Raw genomic sequence first — 26,466 nt, 5'->3', positions numbered from 1 at the left:
CCTGAGCAGTGTTCCCGGTACGCCGATCGCTCACGCGGCGATCCGCTCGGTGCTGTCCGCAGTGATGCCCTTGGTGGAGGCGATCACGTTCTTCAGCTTCTTGGACAGTGCCTCATAGAACATGCTCAGCGGAAACTCGTCCGGAAGCACGTCATCGACGAGTTTGCGCGGCGGTTGCGTCGTGTCCAGGGCGTCGGGGCCCTTGGCCCACTTGGAACCCGGGTGCGGGGCGAGGTAGGTGGAGACCAGCTCGTACCCGGCGAACCAGTGGACGAGCTTCGGGCGGTCGATGCCGTCGCGGTACAGGTCCTCGATCTCGGCGCACAGCTGGTTGGTGACCTGCGGGGCGCGCTCCCAGTCGATGGTGAGCCGGTTGTCGGTCCAGCGGACGACGTCGTGCTTGTGCAGGTAGGCGAAGAGGAGCTGGCCGCCGAGGCCGTCGTAGTTGCGGACGCGCTCGCCGGTGACGGGGAAGCGGAACATCCGGTCGAAGAGGACCGCGACCTGCACGTCACGGGCCTGCGGGACGCCGTCCGCCTCCAGCTTCACGGCCTCCTTGAAGGCGGTGAGGTCGCAGCGCAGCTCCTCCAGGCCGTACATCCAGAACGGCTGGCGCTGCTTGATCATGAACGGGTCGAAGGGCAGGTCGCCGTGGCTGTGGGTGCGGTCGTGGACCATGTCCCACAGGACGAAGGCTTCCTCGCAGCGCTTCTGGTCGTGGACCATCGCGGCGACGTCCTCGGGCAGCTCCAGGCTCAGGATGTCGACGGCGGCGTCGGTCACCCGGCGGAAGCGGGCGGCCTCGCGGTCGCAGAAGATGCCACCCCAGGTGAATCGTTCCGGCGCCTCGCGCACGGCGATGGTCTCGGGGAACAGGACGGCCGAGTTGGTGTCGTAACCCGCGGTGAAGTCCTCGAACTTGATGCCGCAGAACAGCGGGTTGTCGTAGCGGGTGCGCTCCAGCTCGGCCAGCCAGTCCGGCCAGACCATGCGCAGCACGACCGCCTCGATGTTGCGGTCCGGGTTGCCGTTCTGCGTGTACATGGGGAAGACGACGAGGTGCTGCAGGCCGTCCGCACGGTTCGCCGCGGGCTGGAAGGCCAGCAGCGAGTCGAGGAAGTCGGGCACCTGGAAGCCGCTGTCGGCCCACCGGGTCAAGTCCTTGACCAGGGCCTCGTGATAGGCGCCGTCGTGCGGAAGCAGCGGGGAGAGCTCCAGGACGGCGTCGGCGACCTGGCGGACCGCGAGCTCGGCGTCGGCCGGGTCGGGCGCGCCCTCGGCGTCGAAGTCGATCGACCCGTCCTTGGACTGCCATGGCCGGATCCGCTCCACGGCACCCTTGAGCACGGGCCAAGCCGGGTGTTCCACCACCCTGGCCACGGGAGGAAGACCTTCCTCCGAACCCACCTGCACAAGAATTTCCGTCATGTCGCACCTTCCACGGGAGAATCTCACGTATGCAGACCGTATACACACGAGGTTCCTCCCAGCAAGGGTGAACCCAGGAAATTATCCTGCCTGACCCGCTCCTTCACCGCACTTTTTCCTGCCGACCATGCTCCTGCCCGAATGCGGGGCGACCATGCCCTCACTCTCTGCACAGGGGGGGTCCAGGCGATACGGTCAGGGGGGCCGTCAGGCCCCCAGTGCCGCCTGTCGACGGAAGAGAGTCGCGTCGTGAACTTCCTCACCATCGGTCACCGCGGAGTCATGGGTGTGGAACCCGAGAACACCCTCCGGTCGTTCGTCGCCGCCCAGGAGGCGGGACTCGACGCCATCGAACTCGACCTGCACCTGAGCAAGGACGGCGCGCTCGTCGTCATGCACGACACGGATGTGGACCGCACGACCGACGGCAGCGGGCCGATCGCCGAGAAGACCCTCGCCGAGCTGCGGGCCCTGGACGCGGGCCGGGGCGAGCGGGTCCCGGTGTTCGAGGAGGTCCTGGAGGCCGTGCAGGCGCCGCTCCAGGCGGAGATCAAGGACGCCCAGGCGGCACGGGCCCTGGCCGCGGTCATGAACGAGCGCGGACTGGCCGGCCGGGTGGAGGTGTCCTCGTTCCACGACGAGGCGATCGCCGAGATCAAGCCACTGGTGCCGGGGGTGCGCACCGCCCTGATCGCCAGCCGCTACGGCACCGACATCGTGGACCGCGCCGTCCAGGCCGGTGCCGAGACCGTCTGCCTGAACATCCGCCGGCTCACCCTGGAGATCGTGGAGCGGGCCCGCAAGGCCGACCTGAGGATCATCGGCTGGGTGGTGAACACCCAGGACCAGTTGCGGCTCGTCCGGGCGTTCGGTCTGGACGGCGCGACCACCGACCACCCGGACATCAAGCGCACGGGCCGCTTCACGGCGTAGGGGTCAAAGGAGCTTCACGCGGCTCGGTCGAGCTCCTTGACCAGCAGCTCGAACTGCAGGTCGTCGCGCTGCGGGAGACCGAAGCGCTCGTCGCCGTACGGGAACGGGGTCATCCGTCCCGTACGGCGGTACCCGCGCCGCTCGTACCACGCGATGAGGTCGTCGCGCACGGAGATCACGGTCATGTGCATCTCCTTGACGCCCCAGGCCGCGCGGGCCTGCCGCTCCGCCTCCGCGATGATCACCTTGCCGAGGCCCGCGCCCTGGAGCAGGGGGCTGACGGCGAACATCCCGAAGTAGGCGTTCTCGCCCTGGTGCTCCAGCTGGCAGCAGGCGACGATCCTGCCGTCCCGCTCCACGGCCAGCAGCCGGCTGCCGGGCGACTTGATGACCTCCAGCACCCCCTCGGGGTCGGTCCGCTGTCCCTGGAGGATGTCCGCCTCGGTGGTCCACCCGGCCCGGCTGTCGTCGCCCCGGTACGCCGACTCGATCAGCGCGACCAGTTCGCCGACGTCGGCGTCGGTCGCGTCGCGGAAGGTCAGGGCGGTGGTGGCGGTCTCCATGGGCGTACGTCTTTCGTCTCCGGCACGGCTCGGGCAGAGATGAGCGTAACCCCGCCACTAAGCTCCGCCGCATGGTGCATGTACTCAGCAGCCGGATCCTGCTCCGCCCCACCGACCCCGAGCGCTCCCGGACCTTCTACGGCGAGCGGCTCGGCCTCGCCGTCTATCGCGAGTTCGGCACGGGGCCGGAGCGCGGCACGGTGTTCTTCCTGGGCGGCGGCTTCCTGGAGGTGTCGGGCAGGTCCGAGACGCCCCCGGCGCCCGAGGTACGACTGTGGTTGCAGGTGGCCGACGTGGCCGCCGCCGAGGAGGAACTGCGGGCGAAGGGCGTGGACATCGTGCGGCCGCCGGTCAAGGAGCCCTGGGGGCTGGTCGAGATGTGGATCGCGGATCCGGACGGGACGCCCATCGTGCTGGTGGAGGTTCCGGCGGACCACCCGATGCGCTACCGGCCGGGGATCTGAGGCCGGTCCGGGCGGTGCTCCCACCCCCGGTCGGTACGGGTGAGTTCGCGAAAGCCCGCCCCGGCCATCAGGTCGAGCTGAGCGCGGTCGGCGGCGGACGCGTAGGCGGCGAGCCGGTCGACGCCGCACAGCCGCAGCCAGTCGGCGGCCCGGGCCAGCAGCCAGTGCTCCAGGCCGGTGCCGTACTGCGCGGGGTCGATGTGCAGATTGCCGATGTCGGCGAGACCGGCCGCGCGGGCGTGCCGTTCCGGGCGGGCCAGGGCGGTGTCGATCTCGACGTACCCGAGGTCCCCGCCCTCCGCCCGGGCGGTGAAACGGGTCCCGCACTCCCCCAGCGTGCGCTCGGCCGTGACACCGGGCCGGGGCTCGGCGCCCGGCAGGTCGGCCACCCGGGCGAGCAGGATGACCTCGGTGTCCCCGGTGTGCACGAACCCCGCGCGTTCGTAGAGGGCCCGGATGTGGGGCCAGTTGCGGGGCAGGCCGTAGACGAGCGGGGCGGGCAGGGAGCCGTCGGCGTACCGGACGCGGGAGTTCCAGCGGGCGAACGTGGCGAGGCACGCCCGCATCAGCAGGTCCGCGGCCAGTTCGGCGTCCGGCCAGAAGGACGCCGCGGGGCGATGGACGAACCAGTCGATCTCCGCGGTGTCCCGGTAGTGCGGGCCGACCTCGGCGTCGTCCCGGTAGCGCAGCAGGTGGGCCGCGGCGACGACGTGTCCGCGCTGCTCGGCGACGAGCGTCGTCCGCTCGGCCACCCACGGATCCGTGATGAACTCCCCGGGCTGGCGCTCCAGTTCGCCCAGGACGGTGTTCACGGAGACGGAGACGCCGGGGACGACGGCCGCCACGTGCAGGTTGACCAGGCCGGTCAGCTGGTCGCGGTCGGTGCGGCGGAAGGGGCGCACCTCGAGCTCGGGCATGGGTACCTCCGGGCAGGATGAGGAGAGCTGGAGGCCGCCACGCGGTGCGGTACGAGGCGAGGGTACGCCGGGGCCGCGGCGGCACACCAGTGGGTTTCCCCGGATGGCAGGGAGGCCGGGCGCGTGCTGGAGGGGCCCCGGGGGTGGGTCCCCGCCGCTCGTGGAAGGAGCGCCATGAAGCTCGACGCACCGATGACCGGCGGCCCCTGCTGGACCGAGCTGGGGACCAGCGACCTGGACGCGGCCCGGGGGTTCTACACGCGGCTGTTCGGCTGACGGCCCGAGACGGACGCACGCCAGGAGCCCGGTGGCTACACCGTCGCGCACCTCGGGGACGCGGCGGTGACCGCGCTCGCCCCGCTGTACCAGCCGTCGCAGCCGGTCGCGTGGAACGCAGCTGTGGCAGCCGGGCACCTTCCCGAGCGCCGGGCTGTTCAACGCGCACGGTTCGCTGGGCTGGGTGGAGCTGATGACGCGGGATCCGGAGGGGGCCGTGTCCTTCTACCCGCGGGTGTTCGGCTGGACGGTGGCGCCGTCGGAGCGCTACACCCAGTTCGGCGTCGGTGGTGCGGACTTCGGTGCCCGACGGGCCGCGCATCGCGGTGCTCCAGGGTCCGCAGGGGGCGGTGTTCGGGGTGTACCGGTCGGGCGACGAGGGCTGAGACGGCTGGGCGCGACGCGGGGAGGGGGGCTGACGCGGGTGGGGTTGCCGTGAGCTTGCGCTGAAGTGCGCTCCAGCCCGGTCCGCGCATGAGCGCTGGACCGCCGTCGACGACCGCCGCTCCACGCATCGCCGGACCGTGCACGAGGTGCTGTGACACGAGGTCTGGGACCGGTACGCCGACACGGCCCGGCCGGTGCCCGACTCAGGTCCGCAGCGCGCCGAGCCGCCCTTCGAGCTGGCTCAGCAACTCCCCCAGCAGCGCGGCGAGTTCACCCTGCTCGGGGCCATCGAGGCCGGACAGCACGGCGGTCTCGTAGGCGAGCTGGACAGGCAGGACGCTGTCCACGAGGTCGCGTCCGGCGTCGGTGAGGCGGAGGTGGACGACCCGGCGGTCCCGGCTGTCCCCGCGCCGCTCGACCAGGCCGCGCTCGGACAGCTGCTTGAGGCGTTTGGTGACGGCGGCCCCCGAGGAGAACGTCTCTCGGGCCAGGTCCCCGGGCGTCAGCTCGTGCCCGGTGCGCCGCAGCGCGCCCAGCAGATCGAACTCGGGCCGGCTGAGCCCCGCCCGGCGCAGCGGAGCGTCCTCGGCCTGCTGCAACAGCGCGGCACAGCGGTTGATCCGCCCGATGATCTCCATCGGCCCGGTATCGAGCCCGGGCCGCACGGCCTGCCACTGACGCACCACCCCGGCCACGGTGTCCTCCCGGCGACCAGCACCGGGCGCATCCCCACCCGGAAGCCGGGCGCCCGCGCCGGCCTCACCGGCCGGGCCGCGAGCCGGACCCCCGTCCGCGGGCGCCCGGTCCACACCCGAACGTTCGCCAGGACCCTCGCCCGCGACAGCGGGTTCACCGACAGCGGGTTCACCGACAGCGGGTTCACCGACGGCGGGTTCCCCCGCGACCGAGGGGACCCCGGTTCCGTCCCGGCGACCATCCCCCTCAAGATCGGCGTCCGCGCCGGACCGGTCGCGGCCCGGGACCCCGGCCGTGGTCGCCCGGTCCCCGCCCGAACGGCCGACGGGGCCATCACCGGCGGCGGGCCGGGCGTCGTCCACGGGATGCTGCGCCGTCGGTTCCGGCTCGGCGCCCGGATGCGTGGCCCGCCCCCCGGTGCCCCCCGTGGGCGATGGTCCTTCGGTCGGCGTCATGGCCGTGCGTCCTCCGTTTCGGTGGCCGGGTCCCGGTCCGGGAGCAGGCCCTGGCGTCGGGCCGTCGCGGTGAGCGTACGGTGTCCGGACTGTTCGGCGAGCACGACCCGCTCCTGGGGCAGGGCCCGCTGCCGCCATTCACCTGCCGCAGCGTCGGCCGCGGCGCGCAGGTCGGACAGGGCGGCGGCGAGGCCGCGGCGGGCGGATTCCAGGGCCGTGGGGCCGGGGTCCGGCTCGGCCAGGAGGCGGGCGGCGTGCTCGCGGGCCCGGTCGGCGGTGGCCAGCGCCCGTTCCACGCGGTCGCCCGCGCGCCGGTTGGTGACCGCGACGGCGGCGCCGAACCCGACCAGCGCACCGACGACGGTGTCCACGACCCGCTCCGTCATCAGCGTCCCGGCCTCCTGAAATCCGGCGAACTCCGTGATGAGCAGCGCCATGGGCGTCACGCACACACTGCCGAGCCAGTAGTTCCGGCTGATCAGCACCTCCGCACCGAAGCTGAACGCCAGGCAGCACAGCACGAGCGCCACCGCGCCCAGGTGCGCGAGCGGCACGACGGCCAGGAAGACCAGCACGCCGACGACGTTGCCCACCACCCGCTGGACGGCCCGGCTCCAGGTCAGCACCATGTTCGCCTGGTACAGCGAGGCGGCGGTGACCAGGGCCCAGTAGGGGCGGCCGATCCCGAGGGCGAGGGAGGCGTAACCGGCGAGCGCGCAGCCCAGCGCGGTACGCGCCGCGAGCGGGGCCAGCGGGCCCAGCCGTGCCCGGAGGGGCCTGGCGGCGGCCACGCCGAGCAGTTCGTCGGCGGCCGCGCGCCCCAGCCCGGCCTGCGGGACGGGGCCGGTGCCGCGCAGCGAGCCCGCCCAGGTGCGCAGCAGGGCCGGGTCCGCCTCCGTAGGCGCCGCGAGGGCGACCTCGGCGCGGACGACGAGCCGTTCGAGGGCGCGCCGGGTGCGGGAGGGGGCGCTGGTGGACAGCAGTGACTGCCAGGCGGCCTGCACGACTGCGTACCCCGCGGCGCGGGCGCGAACCTGGCCCTCGTGGTCCTTCCCGGTGCCGCCGGTGTCGGCGTACGCGGCGGCGGCCTTCAGGGCGGTGGCGGTGGCGCGGCGCTCCGGTCCGTGCGGCCGGACCAGCGCGGGCGCCATACAGACCAGCCAGGCCCACGCTCCCGTGGTGGCGGCCAGAGCCAGATGGCCGGGCACCTGGGTGAGGGTCTGCGGTGCGAACAGGGAGGCGGAGCTGACGAAGGTGAGGACGATGTTGCCGGGCGGGCCGACCCGGGTGGCGTCGCACAGCACCTTCTGGGCGGCGGCCAGCAGCGCACCGACCGTGACCAGGACCACGGCGCTGCCGGTGAGCGAGGCCGAGACCAGCGCCGCGGCGACCCCGCCGAGCATGCCCAGTACCACCCACGCCAGGACCCGGGCCCGGGCGGCGTAGGGCCGGTTGTGGGCGTAGAGGGCGCACAGGGATCCGGCCATCGCGTACATCACGAGGTCGAGCCGGCCGAGCACCAGCAGGACGAAGGCGGGCGGGGCGATCGCCGCGACCACGCTCAGCGCGGGCTTGAACCAGATCTCCGAAGGCCTGCCGAGGCGCAGCACACCCGCCAGCGGGAGAAGCGGGGCGGGTGAGGCGGAGGGGGTGGTCGGCGCACTGCTCATGGGGACAACATTAACAGGTGTTTTACCTGTGAAATATCCGGGGAACGCCCTTCTCACCTGGCGTGCTCCCTCGGATGCTCCCCGTGTACACCCTTGCGCTCGCGTGCGCGCCGCATGGCCCGGGCATCGAATGACCGACCACCGAACGGGGAGGTACGCGTGCACGGACCGGCTTCGTCCGGCTGGCTGCTGGTGGCGCTCTGCGCGGTGACCGGCACCTACTGCCTGGTGCGGATGCGCAGCGGCGCCGAGGAGCAGCGTGGCGCCGCGGGCGGCGAGGCGCTGATGGGCTTCGGGATGGCCGCGATGGCCGTACCCGCCGCGGTGTTCACGCCGCCCGCGTGGGCCTGGCCCGTCTACGCGGCGGTGTTCGGGGCGGCGGGGCTCCACGCGCTGTGGGCGGCGCGGACGGGCGCGCACCATCTCCACCACCTGGTGGGGGCCGGGGCGATGGTCTACATGGCCCTCGTCATGGCCGGCTCCCCCGGACACGCACACGGCCGGGGCGGCTCGGGAGTCCCGCTGCTGACCGGGGCGCTGCTGCTGTACTTCGCCGCCTACGTGCTGCTCACCGGCGTCCGTCTGGTGCCGGTCGCCGCCGTGGCCGGGGGCGGTGTGCGGGCCGGTCGGGGTGACCGGCCGGAACTGGCGCGCGCCTGCCGGCTGTCCATGGGGATCGCGATGGTGGCGATGCTGCTGACACTGTGAGCGGGAGCGGCCCGCCGCCCAACGGGTCCGTTGCCTGCGTCACTTTGATGCCACAAGGCGTACCCCTGGGCGTGGCCGCGCTCATAGGCTGCCCCCATGATGCTCACCGCCGCGCTGCTGCTGCTCGGCGCCGTGACCGCCGTGGTCGCCCCCCGGCTGCTCGCCCGGGCCGACTGGCCGGACCGTGAGCCGGTGGTGGCGCTGTGGGTGTGGCAGTGCGTGGTGGCGGCGGTCCTCGTGTGCTGCGCGCTGTCCATGACGCTCAGTGCCGCCGCGGCCTGGCACGCGGTCGGCGGGCACCTCTTCGCGACGGCCCCGGGCGCGGTCGTGGAGGCCTACGCCCTCGGTACGGCCGGCCCCTGGGCGGCGACCACGGCCCTCGCGCTGGCCGGCGGCGGGCTGTGGAGCGCGGCGATGCTGCTCCGTGAGATCGGCCGGGCCCGTGCGAGGCGCCGCCGCCGTCGCGCCGATCTGCTGGTGCGGGCCCCGCTGCTGCCGGGTGAGGTGGCCGTCTCCGGCCGGCTGGTGGTCCTGGAGAGCGAGCGGCCCGACGCCTGGTGGCAGCCCGGCACTCCCCCGCAACTGGTCGTCACCACGGCCGCGTTGCTCCGGCTGAAGGGCCGGCAGCTGGACGCGGTGCTCGCCCACGAGCAGGGCCACGCCCGGGCCCGGCACGACTGGCTGCTGAACTGCTCCTCGGCTCTGGCCGGCGGCTTTCCGCAGGTCCCGGTGTTCGCCGCGTTCCGGGACGAGATGCACCGCCTGGTCGAACTCGCCGCCGACGACACGGCATCGCGCCGCTTCGGCCGCCTCACGACGGCCCTGGCGCTGGTCGAACTGAACGAGCACCGCGGCGTGTTCGGGCCCTGCCCGACCCCGCAGGCCCATGTCCCGGCCCGGGTGCACCGGTTGCTCACTCCCCCGGACCGGCTGACCGCGGCCCGGCGCCTGCGGCTGACGGCTGCGGCCGCGCTCGTGCCCGCGGTGCCGGTGCTGGTGGCGTTCATGCCGGGGCTACGGGCGCTGGGATAGCCCGGGCCCGAGCTCCCCCGGCCCCCGGCCCGGCCCCGAGCGCCCCGCTCGCCCGGCCCCCGGCTCAGCCCCGAGCGCCCGGCTCACCCGCCTCCCGTCCTGGGGCATGCGCGGGGGGGCGCCAGGAGCCGCCGAAACCGCCGGTTCCCCGACGCCTGGTCGGCCGGGGCGGCCATCCACCTCCTCTCACTTGCCCCGCCCACACGCGCCGACTCCCCGGCGAGAGGCCACGCGTCCCGGCCCCAGGCGTGCCCAGCGTGGGGCCGCGCGTTCGATTCCCCGGCGTGAGGCCGCGCACCCCAGCTCCCCACGCGGTCCGCGCAGCCCGCACACCCCGCCTTCCCGGCGTTCCCGGCATTCCCGGCGGGAGGCCGCATGTTCCGGCCACAGGCGTGCCTGGTGAGGGGGCCGGGCCTGGCCACCCGGCATGGGGACGCGCACCTCGGCTCCCCGGCGCGGGTGCGCGCACCCCCGTTTCCCCCGGCACGCGGCGGCACGCGGCGTCCACGCGTCCTCCGGTGGACCCGGCATGGCCGAAGCGCCCCGTGTCGGTGACGGAAGATCTTCCCCGTACTGGATCCGGACCCCCCGGTTCGGCGAGGATCGCTGTATGCACACCACCTCCGTCGACTCCCCGCCCCGTCCGGAACACCGCCCCACCGCGGCTCTCGCCGGTGTCCTGGCCCTGTGCTCGGCGCTCCTGCTGACCCTCGTCGCAGTGAGATGGAGCCCGTTGATCAACGCGGACGGGGAGATCTCCGACACCACGCATCGCTGGGCGGTCGACGAACCGGCGCTCACCCAGGCGTGCCGGATTCTCACGGACTGGGTGTGGGACCCGTGGACGATGCGTCTGCTGTGCGCAGCCGTCGTCGTATGGCTGGTGGTGCGGTTGGCGGCGCGCTGGACGGCGGTGTGGCTGGCGCTGGCCGTCGCGCTGGGCACGCTGCTGCAGCAGGGCGTCAAGGCGGCGGTGGACCGTCCCCGCCCGGTCTGGCCCGATCCGGTCGACTCGGCCCACTACTCGGCGTTCCCGTCGGGTCATGCCATGACCGCCACGGTGGTGTGCGGCCTGCTGCTGTGGCTCCTGCACCGGCACGGCGTCGGCCGGGCCGTGTGGCGTACGGCCGTGGCCGTGGCCGTCGTCTCGGTGGTCGGGGTCGGGCTGACCCGGGTATGGCTCGGCGTCCACTGGCCGTCGGACGTGCTGGGCGGATGGCTACTGGGCACGATGGTGGTGGCCCTGGCGGTGTGGGTGCACCGGCGACGGCAGCCCTGAACCCGGCGCCGCCTCACCGGTCTTCGTCCGCGACGTACCCCGGCCTCGTAGGATCGCCCCCATGACCGCCGTGCTCTTCGACTTCTCCGGAACGCTCTTCCGTGTCGAGTCCACCGCCTCCTGGCTGCGCGGCGCCCTGGCCGCGGCCGATGTGCGGCTCACCGAGGCCGAGTCGACCGCCGCGGTCCTGGCCCTGGAGACGGTGGGGGCGCTGCCCGGCGGCGGTAATCCCGCGCGGGTGCCGGAGGAACTCGCGGACGCCTGGCCGATCCGGGACCGCAGCGCCGCCCTGCACCGGGCGGCCTACACCGCTCTCGCCCGGCAGGTCCCGCTGCCCGACCCGGCGCTCTACGACGCGCTGTACGACCGTCACATGACCCCCGACGCGTGGGTCCCCTACCCTGACGCCGTCGAGGTGCTGCGCGGTTTGCGGGAGCGGGGCGTTCCCGTCGGGGTGGTCAGCAACATCGGGTGGGATCTGCGCCCGGTCTTCCGCGCGCACGGCTTGGACCCGTACATCGACGCGTACGTCCTGTCGTTCGAGCACGGTGTGCAGAAGCCCGACCCGCGGCTGTTCGGCATCGCCTGCGAGGCGCTCGGCGTCGACCCGGGCACGACCCTCATGGTCGGCGACGACCGCCGTGCGGACGGCGGTGCGACCGCTCTGGGATGCGGGGTGCACTTCGTGGACCACCTGCCGGCGGCCGACCGGCCGGACGGGCTTCGGCCGGTCCTGGATCTGGTGAGCTGAGAGCCCGACGGAACGTCCGGAAAGTAGCCCGAGGCCACTACTGGGGCCGCATGCTCGCCCGCCTCGGACGATCCCCCGCGTCGCCCGAGGCAGACGGCATCACCGGCCCGGACCTGACAGATCCTGGTCGGTCCTCTGAGTATAGTTGGCTGGCAGCCAGTCAACACAGGAGTTGCAGCATGTCTCCGCGTAGCGCCTCGGTGAACGAAGAGTTGCGGCGGCGTTCCCGGGAGCGGCTCCTCCAGGCGGCGGTCGAGCTGGTGAGTGAACGCGGTTACGACGCGACCACGCTCGGCGACATCGCGGACCGGGCGGGATCGGCCCGGGGCCTGGTGTCGTACTACTTTCCCGGCAAGCGCCAGCTGGTGCAGTCCGCCGTGCACCGGCTGATGCACCGCACGCTGGAAGAGGCGCTGGAGCGCGAGCCGCGCACGGAGGACGGCCGGGAGCGGATGGCCCGGGCCATCGACGCGATCCTGGGGCTGGCCCGTGACCGGCCCGTGCTGATGCGCCAGCACATGGCGGGGATCCTCCAGGCCGAAGGCTTCATGCAGTGCCCGGAGCAGCGGCGACTGGCCGAACTGCTGCGGGACACCATGGCCCGGCACGGTTCGCCCGACGTCGACAGCGACTACCCGATGATGCGCGCCCTGCTGATGGGATCGGTGTACGCGGCCTTGGTGCCGGGGGCTCCGATGCCGGTGCCGGTGCTGCGCGCCGAGTTGTTCAAGCGCTACCGGCTCGGCTGGGAGCTGGGCCTCCCGCCGGAGGCCGGGGCCCGCGGCGGGAGGGGCGACAAGGATCTGTCGCGGTTCTTCGCGACCGGGGCCGCACCGGAGTGCGACCCGCGGGGTCAGTCGAAGTAGTCCGGCTGGGTCTGGACGTTGAGCTCACGCTGGTGGACCCGGCGGGCCGGGTTCGTACGCCGGTCGTCGATCTTCAGGACGTCGAAGCCCCGGGCGTATTCGTTCGAGTAGATGTAGCCGTTGTAGTAGTAGGCGGACCACGAACCGCCCGACTTGATCGTGTCGGTGGTCAGCGGGCCGCGGTCGAAGTAGGCGATCTCCTTCGGCTTGGCCGAGTCGGTGAAGTCCCAGACGGAGACGCCGCCCTGGTACCAGGCCTGGACCATGATGTCCTTGCCCTTGACCGGGATCAGCGAGCCGTTGTGGGCGACGCAGTTCTCGGTGTCCGCCTGGTGGCGGGGGATCTTGAAGTAGCTGCGGAAGACGAGCTTGCGCTTGTCGCCCTTGCCGACGATGTCGTAGATGCCGTCGGCACCGCGGTCCGGGCCGATCTCCGCGTTGCAGGTGGCCGCGCCGCCACCGCCCAGCTCGTCGGTGTAGACGACCTTGTTCGCCTTCTGGTTGAAGGTCGCCGAGTGCCAGAACGCGAAGTTCACGTTGTCCTGGACGCGGTCGATGACCTTCGGGCGTTCCGGGTCCTTGATGGAGAACAGGATCCCGTCGCCCATACAGGCGCCCGCCGCCAGGTCCTTCGACGGCAGCACGGTGATGTCGTGGCAGCCGGTGGTCTTGGACACGCCCGGGTTGGTGGGTCCGCCCGGGTTGCCGCCGCCGTCCGGCCCCTCACCGGGGAACAGCACGGGGAAGCCCACGACCTTGGCCTTCTCGGGGGCCTTGCGCGGCACCTTGATGACGGAGATGCCGTCGTGCGGCGGCCGGCAGTCGGGGTAGGCGGCGTTCGGCGAGTACGAGGAGACGTACACGTAGACGTTGCGGCGCTCGGGCACCAGCGTGTGGGTGTGCGAGCCACAGGCGGTCTCGACGGCGGCGACGTACCTCGGGTTGCGCTTGTCGCTGATGTCGAAGACCTTCATGCCCTCCCACGAGGACTTCTCGGTCGCCGGCTGGGTGGTGCTGGAGCAACTGCTGTCGCTGCGCGAGGAGTCGGTGGACAGGAACAGCAGGTCACCGGAGACGGAGATGTCGTTCTGTGAGCCCGGGCACAGCACCTGGGCGACGGTCCTGGGCGCCCTGGGGTTGCTGATGTCGAAGATGCGGAAGCCGTCGTAGTTGCCCGCGAACGCGTACCTGCCCTGGAAGGCGAGGTCCGAGTTCGTGCCCTGGAGCACGTCCTTGGGGACGTGGGCCAGGTGCTGGATGTTGTCGGAGTGGACGATCTCGTCCTGGGCGGGTATGTCGCCGTTCCGGATGGCCTCCCGGACCTCTGCCTGGTCGCTCTTGGAGACCTTCTTCGGCGCGGTCGGCGCGTCCCCGGGGTCGGGCGTGGCCCCTGCCGGTGCCGCCGTCAGGAGCGCGGCCAGCAGCCCGGCGGCGGCAGCGGCAACTCCCAGGCGTCTGCGGCGTGTTCTGCGGTCGTTCAACAGGATCACTGTTTTCCTCCCTGGTTCCGTTCACTGCGGAACGGTTCACGCACCACGCAGTATCGTCTTCGTCATGCACATACCAACAGGGGGCAACAGAATCGCAATGAAGTTTTCCGATCAATGACCCGCGGAAACGTGCGAGTACGTCGTCCACACCCCGAGGTGCGTCCCAACCCGCTTGCCACAGGAGGTCGTTGTGCTCTTCCGCCGTGTGTCCCGGGCGTCCGCCGTCACGACGGGGCTGGTCGCCCTGGCCGTGCTCGCGGCCGGAGGCTGTGACTCGGACACGGACCGGGGGCCGGCCGCCGCGGACGGGCCCGCCGTGATCGCGCCAGGGGAACCCGGCGAGGCGAACCGCACCCTGTCCGCCGAGGAGGCCGCCGACCGGCGCTCGGAGAACGACTCCCCCAACTCGGCCGATGTCTCCTACGTGCGGATGATGATCGAGCACCACGCGCAGGCCCTGGTGATGACCGAACTCACCCCGAAGCGCGCCGAGTCGAAGGACGTGAAGAGGATCGCCCAGCGCATCGCGGCCGGCCAGAAGCCGGAGATCGAGGCCATGAAGGGCTGGCTGAAGTCGTACGGCAAGCCACTGAAGGCCGAGGGGCACGAGCACGCCACCATGCCCGGCATGGCGACCCCGGCACAGCTGAAGAAGCTCCGCGCGGCCGACGGGAAGGCCTTCGACCGCCTCTTCCTGACCCTGATGACAACCCATCACCAGGGTGCGATCACCATGGCCACGGACGTGAAGGGGCAGGGCAACAACATCCGCGTGGAGGAGATGGCCGACGAGGTGATCGCACAGCAGACGAGCGAGATCACACGGATGCGGAACATGCTCTGATCCCGCGCGGGGGCGGCACCTCGTCCCGGTTCAGGGCCGGGCGCGCTCTCGGTTCAGCGCCGGGCGCGGCGCGGCGACAGCAGGCCCGCGTCCCGGGCCTGGCCGATCAGCCTGAGCGAGGTCCGACGGCTGTGCCCGGTCGCGCCCATCACGGCGAGGACCGGGTCGGCGCCGTCCTGCTGGGCCGCGCGGTACTCCCGCGCCACCAGCAGCCTCCCCTCCGCCCCACGTGGCCAGGCGGGCCGGGCCCGGCGCCCCTCGCTCCCGCGGCCGTCGGCTGCGGGCTCCGCACCGCACGCCTCGGCGACCGACTCCTCGATCCAGTCGGCGAGCACCGCCAGGTCGTCGAGGGACAGCGCGGGCTGAGCGCGCACCTCCTCGACGCAGACGCATCCGCCGCCCACGACGGCCAGCGCGTCGACCCGGGCGCCGTCCGCGAACGCCAGCCGGACCTCGAACCAGCGCGTGGCGCCCTCGCTCTCCCGCACTTCCCAGGCGGGGCGCACGGCCACCGCACCGTCCGCCGGAGAGCGATCGGAAAGATTCAGAAAGGATGCTTCCAGCACACACTGAACGTAACCGCATGATCACATTCCCTACAGATCGGACACGCGTCGCGGGCGGCTCACTGCACCCTGTCAGCGGAGCCCGCACGGTGCGATGCTGGAGGCGTCAGCGCTCTCCTGAGATGAGTCGGATCCCTCCGGTAAGGAGTTCCGCCGTGCTGCGAGTCGCCGTCGTAGGCTCCGGACCCAGCGGGTGCTACACCGCGCAGAGTCTCGTCCGGCTGGACCCCGAGGTGCGCGTCGACGTCCTCGACCGGCTGCCGTGCCCTTACGGCCTGGTCCGCTACGGTGTGGCACCCGACCACGAGAAGATCAAGTCCCTGCAGAACAACCTGCGCGCCGTCCTGGAGCACGAGCGGGTCCGGTTCCTCGGCGGGGTGCGGATCGGCCCCGGCGGCGTGAGCGCCGGCCGTCTGCGGGAGCTGTACCACGCGGTGGTGTACTGCGTGGGCGCCGCCACCGACCGGCGTCTGGGCATCCCCGGTGAGGACCTGCCGGGGAGCTGGTCGGCGACGCAGTTCGTGTCCTGGTACAGCGCCCACCCGGACGCCGTGGACGCCGGCTTCCTGCGGGAGGCCCGGTCGGCCGTGGTCATCGGGGTGGGGAACGTCGCCGTGGACGTCACCCGGATGCTGGCCCGGGGACTGGCCGAGCTGACCCCGACCGACATGCCGCAGGCGGCCCTCACCACCCTGGCGGGCAGCCGGGTCACCGAGATCCACATGGTGGGCCGGCGCGGTCCGTCCCAGGCCCGGTTCACCACCAAGGAGCTGCGCGAGCTGGGCACTCTGCCGGAGACGGACGTCGTCGTGGACCCGGCGGAGCTGGCCCTGGACCCGGGATACGCGGATCCGTCCGCGCTGCCCGCCCCGCAGCGCCGCAACGTCGAGGTCCTGCGCGACTGGGCCGCGACACCCCCGAAGGGCGCCCCGCGCCGTATCCATCTCCGGTTCTTCCTCCGCCCGGCGGAACTGGTCGCCGAGCGGGGCCATGTGGACGCGGTGCGGTTCGAGCGGACGGCCCCGGACGGCCGGGGTGGCGTGCGCGGCACAGGGCACCACGAGGTCGTCGAAGGGCAGCTGGTCCTGCGCTCGGTGGGCTACCGCGGAGTCCCCCTGGAGGGCCTCCCCTTCGACCCGGTCACCGGCACCGTCCCGAACCTGTCCGGCCGCGTCCTGCGTGAGGGCGACGTCGCGCCGGGCGAGTACGTGGCGGGCTGGATCAAGCGCGGCCCCACGGGCGTCATCGGCACGAACCGCCCCTGCGCGAAGGAGACGGCGACCTCGCTCCTGGCGGACGCGCCCGTCCTCGCCGCGCGGGCCCTGCCCGACGACCCGCTCCCGGCGCTGCGCACGGCGGGCACCGACCCGGTGGAGTGGCCGGGGTGGCAGGCGATCGAGCGGGCGGAGGCGGAGCTGGGAGCGTCGCTGGGGCGCGGCGTGGTGAAACTCGCGGACTGGCCTTCCCTGTTGAAGGCGGCGGCGGGCAAGGCCCCCTGAGGGCGCGGGGCGCTCAGCCTCCGAGCCGGGCGGCCTGCCGGGCAGCGGCGTCGAGCAGGGCGGCCAGCAGCCCGGGGAACAGCTCGTCCAGGTCGTCACGCCGCAGCCCGTTCATCTTGGCCGTGCCCCGGTACACCTGCCGGATCACCCCGCTCTCCCGCAGCACCCGGAAGTGGTGCGTGGTGGTCGACTTGGTGACCGGCAGATCGAAGTGCGAGCAGGACAACTCGCCCGGGGCGGCGGCGAGTTCCCGGACGATCCGCAGCCGCATCGGATCCGAGAGCGCGTGCAGCACATCCTCCAGCCTGATCTCGCCGGACGCGGGATGCGGCAGGTCTCGACTGCTGACTGCGGGGGACGACACGGCGGGCTCCACTTCCTCGGGGACTCCATAGTACGAGAACCCTCGTAGTTTGACATCCGCCGTACTACGATGCCTATCGTACGAGTCGACATCGACCCCGTGACGAATGGAGTCCGCCGTGACCGCGCTCTTCGAGCCCTTCACCCTGCGCGAGCTGACGATCCCGAACCGCGTGTGGATGCCCCCGATGTGCCAGTACTCGGCGGCGCCGAAGGGTCCGGAGACCGGGGTGCCCACCGACTGGCACTTCGCGCACTACGCCGCCCGCGCCACCGGCGGGACCGGCCTGATCATCGTGGAGGCGACCGCGGTGTCGGCGCAGGGCCGCATCTCCCCCTACGACCTGGGCATCTGGAACGACACGCAGGTCGAGGCGTTCCGCCGCATCACCCGATTCCTCACGGCGCAGGGCACCGTGCCGGCGATCCAGCTGGCCCACGCTGGACGCAAGGCGTCGACGGACCGCCCCTGGAAGGGCGGCGCACCGGTCGGCCCGGACGCCCACGGCTGGGACGCGGTCGCCCCGAGTCCGCTCGCCTTCGACGAGCGCCACCCGGCCCCGGCCGAGCTGACCGTCGGCCAGATCAAGGACACCGTCGGACAGTTCGCCGCCGCGGCCCGTCGCGCGCTCGCCGCCGGCTTCGAGGTCGCCGAGATCCACGGCGCCCACGGCTACCTGATCAACGAGTTCCTCTCCCCGCACTCCAACCACCGCACGGACGCCTACGGCGGCTCGTACGAGAACCGCACCCGTTTCGCCCTCGAAGTCGTCGACGCCGTACGGGAGGTGTGGCCGGACGACAAGCCGCTGCTCTTCCGCGTCTCGGCGACCGAATGGCTCGAGGAGGGCGGCTGGACCGCGGACGACACGGTGCGCCTCGCGGCCGATCTGCGGGCCCACGGCATCGACCTGCTGGACGTCTCCACCGGCGGCAACGCCTCCGGCGTCCACATCCCCACCGGCCCCGGGTACCAGGTGCCCTTCGCCTCCCGGGTGAAGAACGAGACGGGCCTGCCGGTCGCCGCGGTCGGGCTGATCACCGACGTCGAGCAGGCCGAGAAGATCCTGGCCAACGGCGAGGCGGACGCGGTCCTGCTGGGCCGCGAGCTGCTGCGCAACCCCTCGTGGGCCCGGCACGCGGCGCGGGAGCTCGGCGGCGAGGTGCGGGTGCCGGACCAGTACCACCGGTCGGTCTGATCCGGTACCACCGGCCGGTCTGCCTGATCCGGTACCACCGGCCGGTCGGTCTGATCCGGTACCACCGTTCGGCATGATCCGACGGCCCGGCCCGGCACCCGCACAGGCCGGTCAACCCGGTCAACCTGCCGCGCACGCCGTTCCGTTGAGCGTGAAGGCGGACGGGGCGGCGCTGTTGCCGCCGTGACTCGCCTGGTAGCCGATGCTCACGCTCGCGCCCGGCGCGATGGTGCCGTTGTACGCGGCGTTGGTGGCGGTGACCGACCCGGACGACGGCGCGTACGTGGCGCCCCAGCCGCCCGTGACCGTCTGCCCCGCGGGCAGCGCGAAGCCGAGCTTCCAGCCGTCGACGGCCGTCGTGCCGGTGTTGGTGATGGTGACGGACGCGGTCAGGCCGGTGCTCCAGGCCTGCACCGCGGCCGTCACCTCGCAGCCGCCGGGCTGGGGCTGGGGGGCCGGTCCGGAGCCGTCCAGGCCGAAGAAGGTGAGCACGCGGGAGGCCATGCCCTGGGCGTAGAGGTTGTGGCCGACGCCCTGGAGGCTGATGGCCTCCACGGGAGCCCGGTCGCCCGTGCCGCCGTAGCGGGTGCGGGTCCAGCCGGACTGGGGCGTGTCGGTGGCGGCGGGGGTCTGGCTCACGCCCCGCACATCGGTCCACTGCTTGATCTGCTCACCGAAGTTGGGGTAGCGCAGGACGTCGTCCTGGGTACCGTGCCAGATCTGCATCCGGGGCCGGGTGCCGGTGTAGCCGGGGTACGCGCCCCGGGCAAGGTCGCCCCACTCCTTCGGGGTGCGGACGATCGAGCCGCCCGAGCAGGCGCTGTTCCACTCGGAGCCGTCGGTGGTGGCGAAGCAGCCGAACGGCACGCCGGAGAAGGCGGCGCCCGCCGCGAACACGTCCGGGTAGTCCCCGAGCAGGACGTTCGTCATCATCGCGCCGGAGGAGATGCCGGTGGCGAAGATCCGGCTGGTGTCGGCGCCGTAGGTCCGGGTCGTCCAGTCGATCATCGACTTGATGCCGACGGGGTCGCTGCCGCCGCCGCGCCGCAGCGCCTGGGGCGACGAGACGTCGAAGCACTTGCTGCTGCGGGTCACGGACGGGTACAGCACGATGAATCCGTAGCGGTCGGCGAGAGTCTTGTACTCGGTGCCGTTGTACATGTCGGGGCCCGAGCCGGTGCACCAGTGCACGGCGACCACGACAGCCGGCTTCGGCGTGACGCTCTCCGGTACGTAGAGGTACATCCGCAGGTTGCTGGGGTTCGCACCGAAGTTCGTCACCTCGGTGAGGGCGGCGGCAGGGACGGCACCCGCGCGAGCGGCGGCACGGGCCGGCTCCGCGGCGGCCGCGGGTGCGGTGAGCGCGGTGGCCGCGAGCAACGGCAGCAGCGCGGCGACGAGCGCGAGGAACAACGACCGCAGGCGTCTGGGCGCCATGGGGTGGGGGGTGGCAGGCACGTCCGGGTTCCTTCCGTCGTGAGATGCGGTTCAGGAGGCATCCGTTCGGCATGGTGACATGCACATGGCCTTCATGGAAGCGCTCCCACACCTTCCTCGCCCTGACCTGGAGCGGCCGAACGCGTTCTGCGCGAGGCGTTGACTAGAAAGCGCTTGCCCCCTACGTTCCGTTCAACAGTGCGACCCGCAGGACAGGTGCAGCCCCGCCATAGGCCTGCACGGGACTGCTGACTGAACGACATTCACAGGCATGAACCAGCTCCATGGAAGCACGCCCCCGACGGGATGCCCGGGCTCCGCAAGAGACCGAAGTGCCCCACCCCCACAACAGAAGGAATCGGGACATGACTTCTGCGACACGTCCGCACGCCCGCAGGCGCGCACTGACCGGCGCACTGGCCACCCTCGGCCTATCGGTTGGCATGATCATGACCACCCACGCGCCCACCGCGAGCGCCGCGACCTGGCCGACCCCCAACGGCAGCCAGGGCACCTCCTCCACCATCTCCGTGTCCGGCACCAAGGACTACGGGATGAAGCGGTACTACGGCACCGGAGACCTGGCCGGTGACGGCCAGGAGGAGGGCCAGGACCCGATCTTCAAGCTCGCGAACGGCGCGGTGCTGAAGAACGTGATCCTCGGCGGTCCCGCGGCCGACGGCGTCCACTGCGAGGGCAGCTGCACCCTGCAGAACGTCTGGTGGGAGGACGTCGGCGAGGACGCCGCCACCTTCCGCGGCGGCAACGGCGCGACCTACCAGGTGATCGGCGGCGGAGCGAAGAAGGCCGCGGACAAGGTCTTCCAGCACAACGGCGGCGGCACCCTGACCATCTCCAACTTCGCGGTGCAGGAGTTCAAGACGCTGTACCGCTCGTGCGGCGACTGCTCCACGCAGTACACGCGCAAGGTCAACCTCAACACCATCGACGTGACCGGCACCGGTTCCACCGCGCGGCTCGTCGGCATCAACGTCAACCGCAACGACGTGGCGACGCTGCGGAACATCACGATCCGCAACGACTCCAGCCGCAAGGTTGTCCCCTGCCAGAAGTACAACAACAACACTGCCGTCGGATCGGGCCCCGACAGCAAGAACTGCCTGTACTCCACCTCGGACATCACCTACAGGTAGCAGGGGCGGTTCAGCCTCCCCCCACGGTGCCGGCGGCCGTGCGGAGCGTCCCGGCGGGCGCTGCGCACGGCCGTCCGCGTCAGGTGCCGCGCACGCGCGCGCGTACCTCCCCGACCAGCTCCCGCTGGTAGTCGGTGTAGGCGGCGCGCAGTGCGGAGCCGGGCCAGTCGGCGGGCAGGAGTGCGGGCGGCAGGACGGGGTCGGCGAGCAGGTGCCGTACGACGGCGGCGAAGGCGGTCAGACGGTCGGCCGGACGGGGCGCGGCGGCGACACGGTCCAGCAGGGCCCGGGCCGTGGCGGACCAGGCGGCCAGCGGCCACAGCGTTTCGGCCAGTTCGCCCGGGGCGCGGTCGGGGCGGGCCGTGCAGCGCTCGGCCACCCGGTCCAGGTCGCCGGGCAGGGCGCGGGCCAGGTTGGCGGGGCGGAGCCAGACGCCCTCGCGGAGTTCGGCGAGCCGGAGGGCGCCCAGCCGGGCGCGCAGCTCGGCCCGTTCGGCGGGGCCGCGGCCGGTCGCGGTGACCACGACCATCTCCCAGTCACCGTCCCACGCGCGCGTGCGCGGATGGACGGCGTCGTCCTGGCGACGCTGGCGCTCCAGCAGCCGGTCGCTGAGGCGGTAGCCGGCGTCCGTGCGCCGCAGGTCCCCCGCGGCGACCATCCGGCTGAGCGCGGCCCGCAGGGTGGAGCCGCCGACGCCGAAGCCCTCCACGAGCCGCACCAGGTCCCTGACCGGCAGCTCGGGGGGATGCGTCCCGAGGAGCAGGCTGAGCACGACCGACCGCGCGGACAGCGGACGCGGATCGAGCGCGCCGGACCGCGCCGGGACGTTCATCGGCATGGTCACGTACTGTACGCGGCGGATTGCGGTGTTGCAGTATTGCTGCGGTCGCAGCCATAGTGCAACACTCGCGGTATGGTCTCGACACTGGACGAACAGCGGGCGCACGGCGGTCCCGGCACGCACGACGTCACCAACCAGGCCCCGCCCCTCACGCCCTACGATGCCTCCGACGACACGGCCCTGCTGGAGGGGCTGCGGCGGGAGGGCGCCGGGTGGGCCGAGGAGGACCTGCGGCGGCTCGGACGGCTGGCCGGCAGCGCCCAGGCACAGGAGTGGGCCGATCTGGCCAACCGCCACGAGCCGGAGCTGCGGACGCACGACCGGTACGGCCACCGCGTCGACGAGGTCGAGTTCCACCCCAGCTGGCACCACCTGATGCGCGCGGCGATCGGGGAGGGCCTGGCCGCCGCGCCCTGGTCGGACGAGCGGCCCGGCGCCCATGTCGTGCGCAGCGCGGGCGGACTGGTGTGGGGGCACACCGAGGCCGGACACGGCTGCCCGACGTCGATGACCTACGCGGCCGTCCCGGCACTGCGCAGGCAGCCGGAGCTGGCGAAGCTCTACGAACCGCTGCTGACGAGCCGGGAGTACGACCCCGTCCTGCGGGAGCCCACGGAGAAGCGCGGGCTGCTGGCGGGCATGGGGATGACCGAGAAGCAGGGCGGTTCCGACGTCCGCACGAACACCACGGCGGCCACACCCACTGCCGAGCAGGGTGTGTACACGCTGCGCGGGCACAAGTGGTTCACCTCGGCGCCGATGTGCGACGTGTTCCTGGTGCTCGCGCAGGCCCCGGGCGGGCTGTCGTGCTTCCTGGTGCCGCGCGTGCTGCCCGACGGCACCCGCAACACCTTCCGCATCCAGCGGCTGAAGGACAAGCTGGGCAACCGGTCCAACGCCTCCTCCGAGCCGGAGTTCGACGGGACGGTGGCCTGGCTGGTCGGGCCGGAGGGCCAGGGTGTCAAGACCATCATCGAGATGGTCAACTGCACGCGGCTGGACTGCGTGATGATGTCGGCCGCGCTGATGCGCAAGTCGCTCGTCGAGGCGGGGCACCACGCGCGCCACCGCAGCGCGTTCGGCGCACGGCTGGTGGACCAGCCGCTGATGCGCAACGTTCTCGCCGATCTGGCGCTGGAGTCGGAGGCCGCCACGACGCTCACCCTGCGGCTGGCGGGGGCGGCCGACCGGGCGATCCGCGGGGACGAGGGCGAGGCGGCGTTCCGCCGGATCGCCACCGCCGTCGGCAAGTACTGGGTGACCAAGCGCGGCCCGGCCTTCACCGCGGAGGCCCTTGAGTGCCTGGGCGGCAACGGCTATGTCGAGGATTCGGGCATGCCCCGGCACTACCGGGAGGCGCCCCTGCTGTCGATCTGGGAGGGCTCGGGGAACGTCAACGCCCTCGACGTGCTGCGAGCGCTGAGCCGTGAACCGGGTACCGCCGAGGCCCTGTTCGGGGAGCTCGACCTCGCACGGGGCGCGGACGCCCGGTTGGACGCGGCCGTGACGCGGCTCAGGGTGGGGCTGTCCGAGGCGTCCGCCACGACGGCACGGCGTCTCGTGGAGCGGATGGCACTGACCCTCCAGGCCTCCCTCCTCGTCCGGCACGCCCCGCCGGCGGTCGCCGACGCGTTCTGCGCGACGCGGCTCGGGGGCGACTGGGGGCACGCGTTCGGGACGCTGCCGGAGTCGGCGGGCCTGGACGTGATCGTGGAGCGGGCGTTGCCGGGCGGGGTCGGCTGACGGCACCGGGGGCGCCTCGAAGTCAAGCCATCGTGCGCTCAGTTCGCGCACTGTCATCGCCCGATTCCGCTTGGTTGTCAGTGCTGTGGTGCAGACTCCCCGTCAGTTGGCAGTTCGCCTGGGGGAGGACACCGTGTTCAGGGGGATCGACGAGGTCGACTGGGCCTCGCTGCGCCATGCCCACGGCAGCGCGGAGGACGTGCCCGGACTACTGCGGGGACTGGCCTCCGCCGACCCGGCCGAGCGACAGACCGCGCTCGACGGGATGTACGGCACGGTGCACCACGAGGGCGGGGTCTACGACGCGGCGGTCGCCTGTGTCCCCTTTCTCCTCGCGCTCGCCGGCCACGAGGAGGTGCGGGACCGGGCGGAGGTGGTGGAACTCCTCGTCAGCATCGGTGACGTCGACGGCGCCCCGGGCGGTCCCGCCGCGAGCGCGCTGGAAGCCCTGCGCGTGCGTGCCGACGTCTTCGAACGCCTCGCGGGGGACGCGGATCCCGGTGTGCGCCGGGCCGCCGCCGGGGCGCTGGTGCCGTTCCTCGGACGGCCGGGGCGGGTGCTCGCCCTGCTGCGGGAGCGGATCGCCGTGGAGCGGGACGACCGGGTGCTGCTCGTTCTGGCGGAGAGCCTCGGCCGCGTCGCGCGGCGGTACGGATCCGCCGACGCCGCCCACGCCGCCGAGGCGGTGCGCCTCCTGACCGAGCTGAGCGGGCCCCCGCACGGTCCCTCCCTGCGGCTCGCCGCGCTCGGGCAGCTCGCGGGGTGTGCCCAGGACCGGCTGCCCGCCGATCTCGTGGCGACCGCCGTCCGCCTGCTCCGGGACAGATCCGGGCAGCGGGCCCCGGCCGGTCGCCCGTACGACGCTCCCGGCCCGGACACGCTCGCCGCCCGGCTGCGGCGGCTGCGCCCCTCGGACGAGGAGGGGGCCGCGCTGCTGCGGACCCTGCACGCGGCGCTCGGCAGCCGGGTGCCCGACCGGGTCGCCCTGCTGTGCGGGCAGTTGACCAGCCCGGATCCCCTGGATCGGTGCAACGGCGTGTGGATGTCCGCCGGGCTGATCCGTGAGTGGCGTACGGGTCATGCTGAGCCGGTCACCCTCATAGGCAGCCAACTGGGCGCGCCGGAGGCCCGGTTGCACGACGCGGCGGTCGCCGTCCTGGTGGAGCTCCTCGCGCTGGCCGCGCCCGCCGCCGACCCTCTCCACGCGCTGCTGGCCTACCGTCCCGAGCTGCGGATACGGCACGGGGAGCGGGGTGCGCCGACCCTGGGTGGTCCGCTCAAGGCACTGGCCGGGGCCGGGGACGCGCGGGCCGTGCCGGTGCTGGCGGAGGTGCTGGCGGGCCCGGTCGTGCCGAACGATCTGGGGCTGGTGATACCCCATCTGGGCGGGTTGGCCGTTCCGCTCGCCCCGGTGCTGCGGCGGCGGCTCGCCCGCGTGCCGCTCGACGCCGCCGACGTGCGCGAGCGGGCCGTTCCCCTGCTGTCGGCCCTCGCCGCGCTGGGCGACGTCGAGTCCGTCCCGGCGGTGCTGCGTCTGCTGCGCGGCATGCCGGACGGTGCGCGGCGGCGCGGCATCGTCATCGCGGCCGCGGTCCGCGCCCTCGGCGTGTTCGGCGGCGCGGCGCGCGAGGCGATACCGGAGCTGCGCGGGCTGCTGGGGACCGGCGGCGCGGTCGGGGCGGCCGAGGCGCTGTGGTCGGTCACGGGTGACGCCGAGGCCGTGCTGCCCGTACTCCTGCGGGAGTTGTCGGACACCGGGAGCGGTCGTCGGCGGCATGCCGCGGCCGTGCTGGGGCGGTTGGGTCCGGCGGCGCGGACGGCCCTGCCCGGGCTGCGCGAGCTGGCCGCCTCCGGCGACCCGGGGACGCGGGCCACGGCCGCGTGCGCGGTGTGGCGCGCGGCCGGTGAACCGGAGCGGTTCCTCCCCGTCCTGCGCTCCACATGGGCGGAACACCCGCGCACACGCACGACGATCGCCGAGTGCGTCGCGGCGCTGGGACCCTCAGGAGCGCCCCTGCACGAGGTGCTACGCGCGGAACTCGCCGCTCCCCGCCGGCATCGCGGCGACTTGGGCGGCCACGGGATACGGGACGACCTGGTGTTGCTGCGGACGTGCCGGGAGGCGCTGGCCGGGCACGCGTACCACCCGTGAGGCGGCTCCGGGCCCACGTACGTCTCGGCCCGCTGCGGGGGCTCACCCCGCCGTGCGCCCCCACATCGGGCCGAAGCGGGACCACTCCGCGTCCCATTGGTCGATGCGGCGGCGCTCCAGAAGGCCGCGGAGGCCGCGGCCGGCGCCCAGGGGGACGAGCGCGGCGCACAGGCCCGCGACGCCGCCGGTCAGGGACGCCCGCACGCGGGCCTGGGGCTCGGTGACGGGCCGGGTCACCTGGCGGCCCTCGGGGTCGGTCCACACGGTGACCGGGGCTCCGGCGGCGGTGCCCGCGGGGACCCGCAGCTGGCCGGAGTGTTCGGAGCCGTCGGCGGCGGACCACCGGGCCGTGGCCCACACCTGCTCTGCCCGGGACACCCGGGTCTTGTCGGAGGGCGTCCCGGGAGCGCGCTCGGCGAGCCGTGCCACGAGCGGGCGCCACTCCGCCCGTTCCCGGGCCAGCCCGTCCTCCACCGAGCGGCTCACCGCCGTCCCGGCCAGCACCCCGACCAGGACCGTGAGCAGCCACACGCCCAGGACGACCCAGGCCTCCACCCGGTCGGCGCGGCGCTTGAGCGGATTGCGCCGCCAGCGCCACAGCCAGACACCCGGACCACGTAACGCCATCGAAGGCCTCCTCCTCACGAGCCCACGACCATCCCGCCGTCCTCCCCATACGGACGGCGGTGCCCTGGTGCTCACCGCAGCTGCCCGACGTGACCCTCGCCACGGCGTCGACACCCCCGCTGACCT

The 26,466-nt window shown here is 73.0% G+C and carries 24 protein-coding genes and 1 pseudogene; 14 read left to right on the top strand and 11 right to left on the bottom strand.

Features of this window, described 5'->3' with window-relative positions:
* Positions 1–30 precede the first annotated feature (30 nt).
* Positions 31–1,428, bottom strand: coding sequence for a DUF6421 family protein (locus ACFZDE_RS01665; protein WP_391196426.1), 1,398 nt, complete (start codon positions 1,426–1,428; stop codon positions 31–33).
* A 249-nt stretch (positions 1,429–1,677) separates the two neighbouring features.
* On the opposite strand from ACFZDE_RS01665, the gene ACFZDE_RS01660 reads away from it, so the two are divergent.
* The gene (locus ACFZDE_RS01660; protein WP_390991348.1) at positions 1,678–2,361 is read left to right on the top strand and encodes a glycerophosphodiester phosphodiesterase family protein; all 684 of its coding nucleotides are present in this window, start codon (positions 1,678–1,680) and stop codon (positions 2,359–2,361) included.
* Between the two features lie 14 nt (positions 2,362–2,375).
* Here the strand turns inward: ACFZDE_RS01660 and ACFZDE_RS01655 are convergent, their stop codons facing one another.
* Complete coding sequence (locus ACFZDE_RS01655; RefSeq protein WP_390991351.1) at positions 2,376–2,924, bottom strand: GNAT family N-acetyltransferase; 549 nt, start codon at positions 2,922–2,924, stop codon at positions 2,376–2,378.
* A 71-nt stretch (positions 2,925–2,995) separates the two neighbouring features.
* On the opposite strand from ACFZDE_RS01655, the gene ACFZDE_RS01650 reads away from it, so the two are divergent.
* A complete protein-coding gene (locus ACFZDE_RS01650) occupies positions 2,996–3,388 on the top strand; it encodes a VOC family protein (RefSeq protein WP_391196424.1) in 393 nt (130 codons plus the stop codon).
* Here the strand turns inward: ACFZDE_RS01650 and ACFZDE_RS01645 are convergent.
* Positions 3,370–4,305: a GNAT family N-acetyltransferase gene (locus tag ACFZDE_RS01645; RefSeq protein ID WP_391196422.1), complete on the bottom strand. Its 936-nt coding sequence runs from the start codon at positions 4,303–4,305 to the stop codon at positions 3,370–3,372. The two genes, ACFZDE_RS01650 and ACFZDE_RS01645, sit on opposite strands and share 19 nt — an antisense overlap.
* Positions 4,306–4,479: 174 nt before the next feature.
* On the opposite strand from ACFZDE_RS01645, the pseudogene ACFZDE_RS01640 reads away from it, so the two are divergent.
* A pseudogene (locus ACFZDE_RS01640) lies at positions 4,480–4,967 on the top strand (hypothetical protein).
* Positions 4,968–5,171: 204 nt separating this feature from the next.
* On the opposite strand, the gene ACFZDE_RS01635 reads toward ACFZDE_RS01640, so the two are convergent.
* Entirely contained in the window at positions 5,172–5,777 is a 606-nt protein-coding gene (locus ACFZDE_RS01635) for a MarR family transcriptional regulator (protein WP_391196419.1), read from the bottom strand.
* 338 nt (positions 5,778–6,115) lie between these two features.
* Entirely contained in the window at positions 6,116–7,789 is a 1,674-nt protein-coding gene (locus ACFZDE_RS01630) for an FUSC family protein (protein WP_391196417.1), read from the bottom strand.
* A 159-nt stretch (positions 7,790–7,948) separates the two neighbouring features.
* Between ACFZDE_RS01630 and ACFZDE_RS01625 the strand changes: the two genes are divergently transcribed.
* The 5 genes from ACFZDE_RS01625 to ACFZDE_RS01605 all read left to right on the top strand — a co-directional run bounded on the left by ACFZDE_RS01625 (position 7,949) and on the right by ACFZDE_RS01605 (position 12,425).
* Positions 7,949–8,497, top strand: a complete 549-nt coding sequence (locus ACFZDE_RS01625) for a DUF5134 domain-containing protein (protein WP_391196415.1) — start codon at positions 7,949–7,951, stop codon at positions 8,495–8,497.
* 96 nt (positions 8,498–8,593) lie between these two features.
* Positions 8,594–9,529, top strand: coding sequence for a M48 family metalloprotease (locus ACFZDE_RS01620; RefSeq protein ID WP_390991370.1), 936 nt, complete (start codon positions 8,594–8,596; stop codon positions 9,527–9,529).
* A 610-nt stretch (positions 9,530–10,139) separates the two neighbouring features.
* Complete coding sequence (locus tag ACFZDE_RS01615) at positions 10,140–10,808, top strand: phosphatase PAP2 family protein (RefSeq protein ID WP_391196413.1); 669 nt, start codon at positions 10,140–10,142, stop codon at positions 10,806–10,808.
* 61 nt (positions 10,809–10,869) lie between these two features.
* Entirely contained in the window at positions 10,870–11,559 is a 690-nt protein-coding gene (locus ACFZDE_RS01610; protein ID WP_391196410.1) for an HAD-IA family hydrolase, read from the top strand.
* Positions 11,560–11,738: 179 nt separating this feature from the next.
* Positions 11,739–12,425, top strand: coding sequence for a TetR family transcriptional regulator (locus ACFZDE_RS01605; RefSeq protein ID WP_390991379.1), 687 nt, complete (start codon positions 11,739–11,741; stop codon positions 12,423–12,425).
* Here ACFZDE_RS01605 and ACFZDE_RS01600 read toward each other — a convergent pair.
* Positions 12,413–13,915 carry an LVIVD repeat-containing protein gene (locus ACFZDE_RS01600; RefSeq protein ID WP_391196408.1) on the bottom strand — a complete coding sequence of 501 codons (1,503 nt, stop codon included), beginning with the start codon at positions 13,913–13,915 and terminating at the stop codon, positions 12,413–12,415. The genes ACFZDE_RS01605 and ACFZDE_RS01600 overlap by 13 nt on opposite strands.
* 190 nt (positions 13,916–14,105) lie before the next feature.
* Here ACFZDE_RS01600 and ACFZDE_RS01595 point away from each other — a divergent pair, with 190 nt between their 5' ends.
* Complete coding sequence (locus ACFZDE_RS01595) at positions 14,106–14,759, top strand: DUF305 domain-containing protein (RefSeq protein WP_391196407.1); 654 nt, start codon at positions 14,106–14,108, stop codon at positions 14,757–14,759.
* A gap of 53 nt (positions 14,760–14,812) precedes the next feature.
* On the opposite strand, the gene ACFZDE_RS01590 is transcribed toward ACFZDE_RS01595, so the two are convergent.
* Positions 14,813–15,271 (bottom strand): DUF6214 family protein, encoded by a 459-nt coding sequence (locus ACFZDE_RS01590; RefSeq protein WP_391196404.1) that lies wholly within the window; start codon positions 15,269–15,271, stop codon positions 14,813–14,815.
* 209 nt (positions 15,272–15,480) lie between these two features.
* Here ACFZDE_RS01590 and ACFZDE_RS01585 point away from each other — a divergent pair, with 209 nt between their 5' ends.
* The gene (locus ACFZDE_RS01585) at positions 15,481–16,824 is read left to right on the top strand and encodes an FAD-dependent oxidoreductase (RefSeq protein WP_391196402.1); all 1,344 of its coding nucleotides are present in this window, start codon (positions 15,481–15,483) and stop codon (positions 16,822–16,824) included.
* Between the two features lie 13 nt (positions 16,825–16,837).
* Here the strand turns inward: ACFZDE_RS01585 and ACFZDE_RS01580 are convergent, their stop codons facing one another.
* Complete coding sequence (locus tag ACFZDE_RS01580; protein WP_390991394.1) at positions 16,838–17,188, bottom strand: helix-turn-helix domain-containing protein; 351 nt, start codon at positions 17,186–17,188, stop codon at positions 16,838–16,840.
* A 118-nt stretch (positions 17,189–17,306) separates the two neighbouring features.
* Between ACFZDE_RS01580 and ACFZDE_RS01575 the strand changes: the two genes are divergently transcribed.
* Entirely contained in the window at positions 17,307–18,386 is a 1,080-nt protein-coding gene (locus ACFZDE_RS01575) for a tRNA-dihydrouridine synthase (protein WP_391196400.1), read from the top strand.
* A 120-nt stretch (positions 18,387–18,506) separates the two neighbouring features.
* Here ACFZDE_RS01575 and ACFZDE_RS01570 read toward each other — a convergent pair whose 3' ends face one another.
* Entirely contained in the window at positions 18,507–19,823 is a 1,317-nt protein-coding gene (locus tag ACFZDE_RS01570) for a PHB depolymerase family esterase (RefSeq protein ID WP_391197420.1), read from the bottom strand.
* A 365-nt stretch (positions 19,824–20,188) separates the two neighbouring features.
* Between ACFZDE_RS01570 and ACFZDE_RS01565 the strand changes: the two genes are divergently transcribed.
* A complete protein-coding gene (locus tag ACFZDE_RS01565; protein WP_390991403.1) occupies positions 20,189–20,977 on the top strand; it encodes a pectate lyase in 789 nt (262 codons plus the stop codon).
* 79 nt (positions 20,978–21,056) lie between these two features.
* Here the strand turns inward: ACFZDE_RS01565 and ACFZDE_RS01560 are convergent, their stop codons facing one another.
* Positions 21,057–21,815, bottom strand: coding sequence for a PaaX family transcriptional regulator C-terminal domain-containing protein (locus tag ACFZDE_RS01560; RefSeq protein ID WP_391196398.1), 759 nt, complete (start codon positions 21,813–21,815; stop codon positions 21,057–21,059).
* A gap of 75 nt (positions 21,816–21,890) precedes the next feature.
* Here ACFZDE_RS01560 and ACFZDE_RS01555 point away from each other — a divergent pair, with 75 nt between their 5' ends.
* Together ACFZDE_RS01555 and ACFZDE_RS01550 are read left to right on the top strand one after the other, a co-directional pair.
* On the top strand, positions 21,891–23,561 hold the full coding sequence (locus tag ACFZDE_RS01555) for an acyl-CoA dehydrogenase family protein (RefSeq protein WP_391196395.1): 1,671 nt from the start codon (positions 21,891–21,893) through the stop codon (positions 23,559–23,561).
* 133 nt (positions 23,562–23,694) lie between these two features.
* Positions 23,695–25,713, top strand: a complete 2,019-nt coding sequence (locus ACFZDE_RS01550) for a HEAT repeat domain-containing protein (RefSeq protein ID WP_391196393.1) — start codon at positions 23,695–23,697, stop codon at positions 25,711–25,713.
* A 42-nt stretch (positions 25,714–25,755) separates the two neighbouring features.
* Here the strand turns inward: ACFZDE_RS01550 and ACFZDE_RS01545 are convergent, their stop codons facing one another.
* Positions 25,756–26,340 carry a hypothetical protein gene (locus ACFZDE_RS01545; RefSeq protein WP_390991415.1) on the bottom strand — a complete coding sequence of 195 codons (585 nt, stop codon included), beginning with the start codon at positions 26,338–26,340 and terminating at the stop codon, positions 25,756–25,758.
* Positions 26,341–26,466 lie beyond the last annotated feature (126 nt).

This window comes from Streptomyces sp. NPDC007929 (assembly GCF_042959065.1).
GTDB lineage: Bacteria > Actinomycetota > Actinomycetes > Streptomycetales > Streptomycetaceae > Streptomyces.
This window is presented reverse-complemented; position numbering and strand designations above follow the sequence as displayed.